Annotated in this window: 12 protein-coding genes; 3 read left to right on the top strand and 9 right to left on the bottom strand. The window is 32.7% G+C overall.

What is annotated here, in order from left to right:
• Positions 1 to 68: 68 nt before the first annotated feature.
• A complete protein-coding gene (locus BV902_RS01035; RefSeq protein ID WP_075990396.1) occupies positions 69 to 677 on the bottom strand; it encodes a Crp/Fnr family transcriptional regulator in 609 nt (202 codons plus the stop codon).
• 488 nt (positions 678 to 1,165) lie between these two features.
• Between BV902_RS01035 and BV902_RS01030 the strand changes: the two genes are divergently transcribed.
• Together BV902_RS01030 and BV902_RS01025 are read left to right on the top strand one after the other, a co-directional pair.
• Positions 1,166 to 2,194, top strand: coding sequence for an AAA family ATPase (locus BV902_RS01030; protein WP_075990395.1), 1,029 nt, complete (start codon positions 1,166 to 1,168; stop codon positions 2,192 to 2,194).
• The gene (locus tag BV902_RS01025) at positions 2,178 to 3,224 is read left to right on the top strand and encodes a DUF4435 domain-containing protein (protein ID WP_075990394.1); all 1,047 of its coding nucleotides are present in this window, start codon (positions 2,178 to 2,180) and stop codon (positions 3,222 to 3,224) included. The genes BV902_RS01030 and BV902_RS01025 overlap by 17 nt, the downstream gene beginning before the upstream one ends.
• Positions 3,225 to 3,282: 58 nt before the next feature.
• Here the strand turns inward: BV902_RS01025 and BV902_RS01020 are convergent, their stop codons facing one another.
• From BV902_RS01020 to BV902_RS00975, 8 genes are all read right to left on the bottom strand, one after another.
• Complete coding sequence (locus BV902_RS01020; RefSeq protein WP_075990393.1) at positions 3,283 to 3,819, bottom strand: hypothetical protein; 537 nt, start codon at positions 3,817 to 3,819, stop codon at positions 3,283 to 3,285.
• Between the two features lie 10 nt (positions 3,820 to 3,829).
• Entirely contained in the window at positions 3,830 to 4,324 is a 495-nt protein-coding gene (locus BV902_RS01015) for a hypothetical protein (protein ID WP_075990392.1), read from the bottom strand.
• Positions 4,325 to 4,906: 582 nt separating this feature from the next.
• Positions 4,907 to 5,179, bottom strand: coding sequence for a hypothetical protein (locus BV902_RS01005; protein WP_157625818.1), 273 nt, complete (start codon positions 5,177 to 5,179; stop codon positions 4,907 to 4,909).
• 275 nt (positions 5,180 to 5,454) lie between these two features.
• Positions 5,455 to 5,922 (bottom strand): JAB domain-containing protein, encoded by a 468-nt coding sequence (locus BV902_RS01000; protein WP_075990389.1) that lies wholly within the window; start codon positions 5,920 to 5,922, stop codon positions 5,455 to 5,457.
• A gap of 887 nt (positions 5,923 to 6,809) precedes the next feature.
• Positions 6,810 to 8,210 carry a DEAD/DEAH box helicase family protein gene (locus BV902_RS00990; RefSeq protein ID WP_075990387.1) on the bottom strand — a complete coding sequence of 467 codons (1,401 nt, stop codon included), beginning with the start codon at positions 8,208 to 8,210 and terminating at the stop codon, positions 6,810 to 6,812.
• A gap of 38 nt (positions 8,211 to 8,248) precedes the next feature.
• On the bottom strand, positions 8,249 to 8,833 hold the full coding sequence (locus BV902_RS00985) for a hypothetical protein (protein ID WP_075990386.1): 585 nt from the start codon (positions 8,831 to 8,833) through the stop codon (positions 8,249 to 8,251).
• Between the two features lie 300 nt (positions 8,834 to 9,133).
• Complete coding sequence (locus BV902_RS00980; RefSeq protein WP_075990385.1) at positions 9,134 to 10,216, bottom strand: hypothetical protein; 1,083 nt, start codon at positions 10,214 to 10,216, stop codon at positions 9,134 to 9,136.
• A gap of 75 nt (positions 10,217 to 10,291) precedes the next feature.
• The gene (locus tag BV902_RS00975) at positions 10,292 to 11,425 is read right to left on the bottom strand and encodes a tyrosine-type recombinase/integrase (RefSeq protein ID WP_075990384.1); all 1,134 of its coding nucleotides are present in this window, start codon (positions 11,423 to 11,425) and stop codon (positions 10,292 to 10,294) included.
• 312 nt (positions 11,426 to 11,737) lie between these two features.
• Between BV902_RS00975 and BV902_RS00970 the strand changes: the two genes are divergently transcribed.
• Positions 11,738 to 12,172, top strand: coding sequence for a hypothetical protein (locus tag BV902_RS00970; protein WP_075990383.1), 435 nt, complete (start codon positions 11,738 to 11,740; stop codon positions 12,170 to 12,172).
• Positions 12,173 to 12,406 lie beyond the last annotated feature (234 nt).

The raw sequence follows: 12,406 nt of genomic DNA, 5'->3' as shown, positions 1-12,406 counted from the left end.
AATACAAATGTCCGCAAAAAGGTAATCGTTTACCAATGAACTAGATCAAGAAATAACGTTGATCTAGTTTAAGAAGTGCGTTTGCTTAGCTTGCTTTTTAAACGGCTTAAAAATTCGGGAGTAATACCAAGGAAGGATGCTATTTGAACTTGTGGAAGCCTATTAATTAGATGAGGATAAGACTCTGCGAATCCTTTGTAACGTTCTTCCGCAGTTGAGCTGATATTTTGTAATAAACGTTTCTGTAGGGATACAAAGCTCTTTTCAATTAGTATTCTAAAAATAAAATTAAATTTTGGTGCGATTTCATAAAGTCTAATCAAATCATCGGAATCAATTTGTAATGTCCATGTGTCCTCAATAGCTTCAATATTTAATTCAGATTTTTCTTTGTTTTGGAAACTGCCTAAGTCTATCATCCACCAGTTCTCGGTCGCAAATTGAATTATATGAATATCTCCTTTTTGATCAGCTTTATACATACGTAAGCAACCTTTTACCACAAAACTAAAGGAATTACATATATCTCCCTGTTGAAGTATATATTGTCTTTTTCGATAAAATCGTGATTTAAAAAATTTTGAAATCAATATTTTATCTTCATTAAGTAATGGTGCCAACTTATTAAAATAGTCGATTAAAACCTGAATCTGAGAGTTTATATTTTTTTCTTGCATCAATAACCTGCTAATGTTATACTCAAAAATACGAATATCATAGCTAACTTATTCGCTCGCCGTCCTGCGAGTTGAACGAAGGTCGTTGAAGAAAAGTGCGAAGCATGATTCAACGATATCTATGAAATAGACGAAGCTTCTTGGCGGTATTTTTGAAATAGGGGCTTGTGACTTGGGCTTATCAAAAATAGTGACAAGAGCGAAGCCTGAGAGAACAGCAGGCGAGCCAAACTCTAAAAGCTTGAAGATTTTTAATAGGTGCGCAGCACGTATTAAAAAGATTCAGGTGCTTTTATGAAGTGGAGGGATTACGAAAGCATCAAGTATGACAAACTGCGGAGCATTAAAAAAGAATGGGATGTAATCCGATTTCTTTTTTAACTTGGTTTGGCATATCTTTATGCTAGTGATTCCGAAACGGAATGCCATTTTTCCATCTTGTTCTATTCATAACAAGATTAAACTTTTCAATAACGGAGTATTAATAAATGGATTGCAAAATAAGAAAATTAGAGATAGATCAATTGTGGGGACAATATAATGTTCTTTGGGAATTGAATGAAGACGTAAATATATTATCGGGAATTAATGGAAGTGGAAAATCCACAATTTTAGACTGTCTAGCGGCATCTTTCGTAAACAAAGATTCTAAAGAATTTTTGACTGACAGGATGAAACAGATAAGAATCTTTTCCAATGACGGAATGATTTTTCATTATGAAGAATTTAGACAGTCGATAAGTAAATTAAGATTTCTTGCTGGGGAAGATGGTAAAAATGCTGAATTATACAGGGATATTTTAAAGGATATCGAAGAAAATGAGTTATTAAAAAGAGAAAAAATAACATCGGTAAAGTTTAATTTTCTGAATCAAAACGGTATATCCAAGTTTAAAGGAAAAGTAAATATTGATGTGATAAGCACCTTTGATACGGCGATAACTATCGAAGAAGAAACATTTAATGAAAAAGTTCGAACTGATTTGGATAGGGAATTGTATTTTCTCCAAAAAAAATATCTCGATTATCAATTAAATTTGGCTAAAGGTTTTCAGGAAATACTTAAAGATAATCGTGAAAATATTCAAAAAAGCTATGACGAGATGTATAGTTCGCTTAATTTGTTTAAATCTTACGTGAAGGATTTTTTTTACGGTAAAAAGCTTGATGAAGAAAAAAATGATATTTCTTTTGTATTGATCTCAAATAATAAAAAGCTGGACATTTATAGCCTGTCGTCTGGAGAAAAGCAATTACTGTTAATATTACTTGTCTTCTTATTGCAAGATCGCAAGCCGAGTGTGGTATTTTTAGATGAACCTGAAATATCATTACATTTTGATTGGCAAAAAAGACTAATTGAGGTAATGAGGTCATTAAATCCTAATGCCCAATTAATTATTGCAACACATTCTCCTGCTATGGTAATGAACGGCTGGGTTGATAAAATTGTTAATATTGATGATATTAAAACATTAGGAAATAAAAACAACACAACGAATGAGCTCACCGATTAATAAGCTAACAGCGAGCTCACTAATAGAAAATTTAAATTCTGACTTTATTGAAGCTCAGAATTTTATGAAAAGTAATAGAGAGCCAAAAGTTATAAAAGTATATGTCGAGTCGGATGACGATATAGCATATTGGAATACGGTTTTAACATCTATCATCAAAAACTCCAAAAAATTTAAATTTGAAGTTGACCTCCCAATTAAAAATGGAAATGAAAGAGGTAAGCAAAGCGCATTAAATTTATTTAAATCGAACTTAGGTAAGCACTTAATTCTCTGTTTAGATAGTGATTATGATTACTTGCTGCCAAATCGTACAGAGAACACTAAATTGCTTAATGACAGTGATTTTATTTTTCATACTTATGCGTATTCGATTGAAAATTTACATAGCTATCATGAAAGTTTAAATAACTTCTGTATCCAGTGTGTAAAAAAAACAGATATCTGTATTGATTTAAATACTTTACTTTTAAAGTATTCTAACTTGATTTATGAATTGTTTTGCTGGAATGTTTTTTTATACCATTTAGAAAAAGAGAAATATTTTACGATTTCAGATTTTTCTGATACTATAAAAGTATTGAATAATAATAGTGATATTGATAATGGTTTTGAATCAGCATTTTCATGTCTAGGAGAAAGAATCAATAAAAAAATGGAAGAATTAAACGAGCTCTTCTCGGATTTGATTAAAGAAAAGGAAGACTTTAAAGATTATTTAACTCACAAGGGAGTTACTCCAGATAATTGCTATTTATATGTAAATGGACATTCCATATTGGAAAATGTTGTTCTAATGTTTATGAAACCAGTCGTTAAAAAGGCGAAGTCTGATAAGTTGCAAGAAATTTTTTCCTCAGAATGTTCTTCAGAGTTAAAGGAAAATTACAAAAATCATTATTTAAACAAAGCGTCAAAAGAGGGGAATTTAATTCGTGAAATTTATTCTAATTATAATTTTTTTGAGATATCTGAATTTTTGAAAACAAAGTCTGACTTAAAAAGATACGAAGAAAAGTATCTAGATTAGCAACTGATTTAATAAATCCCACTCACGAAACCCTCCAAGTTTCAATTGAGTGGGATTTTTAGTTAGATGTAGGACGAGTTATAAAGGTAGATGTAGGATGCTCGAAATCTTCTCTTACCAAAAACGGAGCCATTTCGAAAAAAAAAGATTTTGTATTTCTTATTATCTCTTCGTTGATCACAATTCCTTTTTCAAAGGTTAAATGGATCACTTTCTTGTACACTGTATCGCAATAATCCTCACCAGTAAGCTTTACACGCTGTACTAATCTTATCTCTCCTGAAAACCATTCAGCAAAAATGTTTTGCTGATTTGGGAACAGATGATTAAGGCTAATACTTTTGGTCTCGTAGCATAATTCAGGGCTGAATTCATTTTTTTCAATTTGATAAATTCTGATTGTTCCTGAAAAACCAGTAAGATATAACCTGTTGTCTGATATGATCCATAGACATGTATAACCTCTCCAACAACTAGATGCTATGGGTGAAAATTCAATATTCTGCGTTTGTAAGTATTGATCCAATGGTTCGGCATAGAGACCTTGATACCTTTTCCCTTTATAAATGAATTCTTCGGGTGTTTGTGCTGTCATATCTGTTATTTTAATTGGTCAATGGAAAACGGAATTTATCGAATAGCCGTGCAATAAAAGACTTCTTACCTCTAGTTACTCGGATTACTTCGTTTATCAATCGGCCTTTAACAAAGGTCAAGACATAGACCCGAATACGATCTTTATCCATGTGCTCTATTTGAGACCGATTTTTAACTAAGTAAATTTTTCCTGTATACCAGTTAGCATGCATCCTGCAGTTATTCAGACAATGTGATAAATCAATATCTATAATCTCATCTTGATTTGTAGGAGAACAACTATTGAAATCAGAATAATTGATAATACCACTCAATTTGAAAATATTGAGCTTTTGTCCTTCAATGACCCAAGTGGCGGAGAATCTCTTCCAGCATCTAGTACTTACATTTGGATAATATTCCTTTATATTTTCAGCAATTGCAGACGTTGTTATGTCCTCTTGATATATTGACCAAAAGCAACTTCTGTTGTAGTAAACAATTTCAGATTGATAAACTGCCATAAGCTTGGGATAAAATAGCCTTCCCGTAAATGAAAAGGCTATTTATTGACTAAGTGTATTTTTTAAGGTCGTCCAGTATCGCTCTATATACTTGGTCGAAATTAAATCTGCCCAATTTAGAATCGATGTATTCCCTCGCAAATTCATGACCTTTGTGCGTTTGTGGAACTGGTGAAGAAAAAATTCCTAGAAATCTAATTTTCTTCGTAAACCTGTGCGTATTATCCATGTTGATATTAATCATCTTGTTCCTCAACGCAGAAATTGTCTCGTAATTTGGTGAACCCTGCGGAGGTAGTTGAATAAAATATGATGGAGATATACTTATGACAAGATCGTCTTTCCAGTCTAAGGAGATATTGTATTTCCATCCATTATGAACTCCTTCGTCTTGTGATTTATATGAGATAGCCATTATTGTACAAATTGTGATATAATTGATATGAGAAGACAAAATCCAAGAATTATTAATACAATGATGTTCCTTGATTCATCCAACGTCTTCTGTGATTTGAAGAATAGCAAAACCGATGCGAAAACGATCAATAATATTATTATATGCATGTTATCGATTCGAGTTTACTAACGGTTTTCAATGATAAAGTCAGAACCTCGTCGGCCTTGATTAACTTCATCTAGAACACCATTGATAAAATAGAAATACCACGAACCTTGATATCCATCACCTTGCAGATAAATGGTGTAGTTACGAGTATGTTTGATGCTTGTAACCTTTTTTCTATTCTGTTTTAGGAAATCATTTTCACTCATCCCAATGGTATAGTATACTTTGGAAGCGCAAGAGGACAATGCAAGCAGTAGAATAACCCCGCATAGCGTTAATAACCTTTTCATAAGTTCAATAAGTGTTTGGATCGAAAGTCCCGATTCCGATGGGTTAATAATAAAAAAGCGTGGGACGTAACCTAGAGCTGATTGCTGAGAGAGGTACCTAGGAGAACCCTGCACAAACAAACAGATAGGCACGTCCCACGCTTACATATAGCGTAGAACGTCACCTTATCCGCTCTTGTTGTGCAATTGAAAATTTCCTAGGTTTTCTCTTTCACAAGAACTTCAAGCTAACGCTTTATTTCTTCAATATTTTAATACAATACAAAGATAAATAATTATTGATTATCAATGTCAAAATATCCTTCATCTTTTAAACTGAGGTATTTGTCAGGCGTTACTATCAGATGGTCGCAGATTTCGATATCTAAGAACTTGCCTGCTTCAATTGCTTTCTTTGTGATTGCTCTATCGGCAGAACTTGGTTGTAATTGCTCCGATGGATGATTGTGTGCCAGTATTATTTTAGAAGCAGATGCTTTCAGCGCAATGGAAAAGATAACTTTCATATCCACTGGAACGAAATCCTTGCCTCCTCTTGCTAGGTCTATAATTCCTAGTACCTTGTTCGCATTGTTAAGCAAGATAACTTTAAACTCTTCTAAAAAGCTCATAACTGATCTGTCCCAGACCTGCATCAATATTTTGTAGGCTTGTTGTGAATTGGTAATTAATGGACATTCTGAAATTTTAAATTCGGGAACGAACTCGACCCGAATTTCTGAAACATTTAGTAGATTTTTCATGGTTTGATTGTGTTTTTAATAAATGATTTCCAAGTAGGTTGACGTCGGGGGATGATCATTTACACCTGTAGTGCGTAAAACACATATATTAGATTCAATGGCTGTGCATTAACTTCGGATTATTTACCAAACAGTGCATTATTCTATTAGAAAGGGGGCATTTATAAAAGGTAGGTATATAGGTGTTTGCGACTTAGATTAAAAAATAGATCGATATAATTATTTGATATATAGCGAAATAAAGCAGACAGCATCTCTAGACTAGAAATACCCTCTAATTGAAAAAGTGATATTTTTCGGATGGGATCAGATTATTATATTACCAGCTTTCAAGACACCTGCAAAGCAAAAAACAGGCTCAAAAATTTCATCCTCCGTATGGATTAGAAATTTTTGAAATCCTGTTTTACATTTTTTTATATGTTGCATTTTTATTTAACCCTTAAGGGTTATTTTTTACTGCAATGATTTAATTATTTAAATTTATATAATCAGCGACCCGATAGCCCCAATTGGACTTATTTATTTTACATCGTTTAAGTTGTATATACTTTTGCAATTCCTTTAGTTTAGGTTTTATTTCTAATTTATGCTTATCTATACACTCTTTGAACTTTTGTTCAATATCAATCAACTCTAGTTTTTCACCTATTATAAATTCTGACTGTAGATCCCTTAGAAAAGGAAAATTAGTTGGCACCTTGGAGTTAATTACCTTATATAGCTCTTTTTTTAATTCGTTCGGGTTTGCAACTAGCTTTAGGACCTCAGGATCAAGCAATTCATATGCTTTTACTATTTCATAATGGGCTTTTTTTAAATCTGATTTGACTTCTTCGAATGGAGTAATATCCAGCTGATTGGTCTTTTTTAGTGAATCTAATATATTAATGATTTCGTGGACAATGGTTGTGAATTTTTTTTCCTTTAATTAATAGCAGTTTTTCAGAAGAACTCGGAATTTTGGCATTAATCTCACTGAACTCTTCGATTTCGAAAAAATAAATTGTTGTATTGTCTATTCGTAAGTTCCCATACAATTCCTTTAATTTGGAAAAATCCTTATATAGTCCTGATAAATCGTGTTTATAAATATAATTATCAACGGCAAAATAATTTAAAGAACCATTTTTATATATGAATCGATTATAATCAAGCAGATTATTTAGTTCCCTTAAAATTTCCTGTGTCTCACCAGAAGGTAGAGTTTCTGCAAAAGTTCGTATCGTATCATAAGTTGATTTGTTTGTTTCAATAATTTTATAACAAGTTTCACGACTTAGCGAAATCAAGTCTGGGTCTTCGGTGGCTATAATTGAGACGTTCTTTTTTATTTTCTTGTTTCTAAACCGCCCTATTATTTGTATAGTATCTGTTTTGGGATCAATGATAGTATATTCTGAAATGCCAAGGTCGGAAATTATGAAAATCTCAACATCCTTATCAAAATCAATATCCAATGCAGAATAAAAACGACTGGTTAAGAAGTTGTAAGTTGAAAATTTGCTTTCATCAAGCTTAGATCCAACATGTTTAAATGCACGGCTCTTTATTCGGTCAGCGCTAGTTTCACCACAAAAAATTGAACTGTCTGAACCTATTCCTTTCTTGTTAATTATATGTGTGATTAGATTAACAGAATTGCAGAAAATAAAGTATGTCCGATTTCTCAAATTCTTACCAACAAGATACTCGAAAGTATAGCAAGCGTTATTTGTTTTGTACAGCTTTATTCGAGTTTTAATCTGGTAGTCTGGTTCGACATTTATCAATTGGAAGTTCTGTTGTTCAAATCTAGGGTCACTTGGAATCATTGCAGTAGCTGAAATAAAAGCCTTATTGGCAAAACCAAAAAAATAGGTCATTGGCAAGGTAATGGCTTGCCTATAGTTAATATCCTTGCATATTTTATCACATTCGTCAAACAGTAAAAAGTAATCATTTCTAAAATTGATTTTTTGATTTTCAAACGCTGTGATCATTTTGTGAAAGGATTCAGGAGTAATCAAAATCTTTTTGAAAGGTAGTCTTGTGTCTGACAGATAGTTTATAATCTCTAGAATAGTTGTGTCACCATGCACTCCTAATACTCCATCATGTTTTGATGCTTTTTGATAAATAACAGGTAAATTAGGTAAAACAATAATAGAATTTCTTTGACTTTGAATTTCTAATGTTGTAGCACCAATTCCCGTAATATTTTTTCTAATAATTGAGTTCGATGGAAGCAAGCTGAATTTGTCTCCTAAGAACTGGTTTTCTTTAATTATAATATTTCTTATATCCATTATGTAATATTTACATAAAGGGGCTAATGCCCCTTTTATTAATTGTCTTGAAGTTTATCTAAAATTTCTTCCATTGTAATGTACATTGCCACTTTCTCACGGCTTTTAAGAATGCGATCGATTCCAGTGAAAATTGGGATTTTGAAACCGATGTCACACATCCCATCCTTTACGATAGCCCAATAGTAAGGTTTGCCCATTTTATCTTTTAATGTAGCAGAAAGCTGGAACCTCCTTTTCTCTCCGACATATTTAAAGAATAACACTAATCCCTCGAAGCCACTGTCATTTGTCTCCTCAATAACTTTTTTAAGATCATCCATTAATATGATACCAAAAGGATCATCATCAATAAAGAAGTTTTCTATTTTATAAACGATCTCTTGAGGACTTTTTTCTTTCCCGCTCTTTAATAAGTTTGCACGTAATGCTTTTAACTTGTTCATATCTGTTTGATTACTGCTATCGTTCATTAGATTGTTCATTGCTTGTTTATCGTAGTCTGTTAAAAATGTTACTCCGTTTAGGGATTGTTTGATGATAATTTCCTTTTTATCGTCTGTTTGATTATTTTGATTCCTAACGACCTTGTCGTCTAAATCTTTTTTTTGTTTATCACTCATGTGGATTATGTTTTATTAGGCCCCCAATCTCGAGCTTGGAAAGCCAATCAATTTGTATTCTCAAATATTTGATTTGTGGAAGTATTTCCTTGCATATCGAATATTTGCACTTTTTTAAAGTTTTCGATATCTCATAGATATCCATATTTCAAAGAACTATTGTCCGCTTTCGGATGATATTTTTATCAGCCTTTTTGCGAACGCCGGCAAATTGTTATTAATATCCCAAGGGGTAAGCTTTATTAATTTTGAAGCTTACCCCCTTCTGAAAATGAGATGGAAAAAATTTTGGATGGTTTTTTACTTTTTAAGTAGGTCTTTTATATAGTCTTCTTTGGGATCAAATGGCTTTGATACATCGTAGCTATCTTTTTTTGGTATTAGATTTAGTATTCTTAACACCGCAAATATCGTTTGGAGTTTATATTTGTTTAACCCTATATTGAAAATATTCTTATATAGCTGACTTTTATCATCAATATATTTATTGATGGTCTTTGCAATTAATGAATTAAATTTATTCAGAGGAGAAGCTCTTTCATCCCACGACCATTTATCAATGAGATATTGGTATAGACTTTTAAAATATTCCAATCGGGTACTCACTGGCTTTTTATAGATATCATTCAGACACATAATACCCTGCGAGGTGATAGTGTTCATCTTCTTTAAGACATTTGCTATTGGTATATCATCCTTGTAAACAAACTTTTTTCCGATACTCTTCTGAAAAATTTCAATATCTTTTGCCGTTAAGTTTTTCCTCTCCCAAGATTTTATTCTTTTTGCCAAAAGAGTTTCGATGACTAATAATCTTTCGTCGGGTGGCAATTCAATAATTGAGTTTTTAGCAACTTTGTTATTACTATCTTTCAACCTTAATCGAGTATCTGCATGCTCTATATCTTGGAGCATTTCGAATAGTTTTATGATCTCGCTTAGTTCGATAAGCTCTTTAGAGATGTAATTCTCTGATCCCCCGCTTATCTTGGTATCTGTCTGATATGAATTAAAGATGTACTTATAATAGGTATTCCATTCGTTTTGACAAAATAGATAAGCTATACCAAGCATTTCCTCTGCAGTTTTTGTTATTATTACTTCCTCATCTGTAGAATGGTCTTCTTTTTCTTTAGGACGAAAATACAATCCTGCAATATTAAATATTTCGTAGTCTGATCCGAATACAAAAAAATTGTGGTCAATTTCTATATGGTCATCGACCTTCCCATGGATTACTTTCAAGTTTTCTTTAAGATTATAATATGGCCTTATGCTTTCTAAATTAATATTGAATTTCAAATTGATCTTAACTGGTGTTGGGTATAATGCCATATAATTATATTCTTTTCCCAAAAATATAAAAGCCCGTGGATTTACCATCGGGCTAATATCAAATAATGTTAACTTATTCTATTAGAGGGGGGATAATTAACGAAATGAATTCTCAAATTCTCATTACAATTCTGGCATCACATGCTTTAGTTCATCCGCATTATGAACACCTAATCCACGGAGGTATTTAAGCGTTACAATCATATCAGAGTGGCCTAATAGCTGTTGGAGTATATGAAGGTCTTTTGTCTTCTTATAGACGTTTATGGCAGCGGTGTGTCTAAATGAGTAAATAGTTTGGTTTTCGTTTAATAAACCCAATTCTCTCATTTTCTTTGCCTGCCTCGACCAAGCTTTGCTAAAATAATTTTCATTAAAATAATCTGCAGTTCCTGTGAATAGGTTTTGATTAGGTAAAAGTTTCCTAGCTCTTTCTATTATGGCTTCTTTGACATATTTGGGTATAGGTGTGACCCGAACTCTCCCACTTTTGTTTTCTTCTCCTGAGAGGTGGATTTCACTGAAATCATTTTTAAAATGTCGTCCCTTTAGCTTACGAACTTCAAAATGTGGTCTCAGAAAGCAACCATAACTAAGCAAGCAACATAAGTAAAGATTTTCGTGTGCTTTTTTTAAATAGTTCAATACTAAATGGATTTGTTTTTCATCGTAGGTCTGATGTAAAACACTCTTAGGTTTTCTTCTTTCTGTTTTCTTAATCAGATTAATATTTAAATCATACAGGTTGTTGATTTTGGACAATAAAACTCCTAGATCTCTTCTTTTGTCCATATAATAGGTATTTGAACTTTGAAATTGATTGAGGAAATTCTGAACCTCTTGTACATTCAAAGTGGAGATTGGATTATCTAAATTTTCTTCCCCAAGGTAAATGATAAATGCGGAGTGAACTTTTGTCAAGTTCTGTTTATAACGAGTATTTAAATTCGAAATTAATTTTTGATTTAAGGCGCTCTGAAATGCTTTTCTTATAGATACCTCTTCTTCAACAAATGTGTGGTTAATTTCAGAAGTTGGCGGATAATTTCCAATGTCAATAGCCTTCCTAAATTCATACTCTAATACTTGTAGTTGTTTATCTCTTTCATAAACCGATGTAGCATAATTAGGTTTAATATCTAAGCCTATTTTTAGTCCTGTGTATTCCTTTGTTCTTTTCCCATTTAGGCAAATTGAAATAAATACTCTTTTTTTTAAATCATCTGATCTTTTGATTTTGACTGAATAATCACTCATTGTGTCTCACTTTTGTCTCAGCAAGACGAAAAATGGAAAAAAGCGCTTTTAAACGTGCTCTAGTGGGTATAGGCGGTACACTCTTAATCTGTGGGTCCTGAGTTCGAGCCTCAGCGGGGTCACCTTAGAAAAAAGCCGTTTTTACTTGCGTAAATCGGCTTTTTTTTTCGTTTATTAGGGTAGTTTAGGGACTTCTACCCCATGCGTTTTGAATCCTTCAAAACGGCGTGTTTTGCATAGTTTTTTGTTGAACTTCACGTAAAAATGTAACAAATATGTAACGGGATTTTTTACGTGCTAAAGAAAAAGATTATGGCAACCGTAAGCGCGAAAGTTTATGAACACCACAAGAAATCAGATGGCACTTTTAACGTTAAGATCTGCGTCTATCACAAAGGAGAAAGAAAATTTATTGACACAAATCATTATGTCGTCAATAAGCAGCTGACAAAGGATTATAGAATTAAAGATCCTTTCATCAATGAGTTAGTTGAAAAGCAATTAAAAGATTACCGAAAGACGATCGGTGAACTTGAAGGAAAGCTGGATTTTTTTACAGCCGAATCACTACGAGATTACCTGAAAAACAAAGATGAAGAAATCGATTTCATCAAATTTTGTAACAATTATATCCAACAGGAAAAAGATGATGGGCGAGACGGTTCGGCTGCCAATCATCGAGCAGTTCGTAATCACCTAATTGATTTTTTCAAAAGGGAAAGTGTTTCAATAAGGCTGCTGGTTTAAAAGAAGGACAATATGTAAAACCTACTGTTCCAGATGTGCGGTATGGAACGATTCCGGTCGTTGAAGAAGAAAATAGTAAAGGAAGGTTGAGGTAGATTCCGTTCTATATAACATGTACTTTTTTTAGGTTATCGGGAATAAGAATGTCAGATTGTCTTTAGATTGGCAACGTTCCAGGGGCCATTGTCAAAGCTGGCCACTGGAAAGTAAAATTTCTTAGCGTAAACTTTAAAC

This window comes from Sphingobacterium sp. B29, assembly GCF_001952815.1.
Classification (GTDB): Bacteria; Bacteroidota; Bacteroidia; order Sphingobacteriales; family Sphingobacteriaceae; genus Sphingobacterium; species Sphingobacterium siyangense.
The sequence above is the reverse complement of the archived record's forward strand: the minus strand, read 5'-3'. Positions and strand labels throughout refer to the sequence as shown.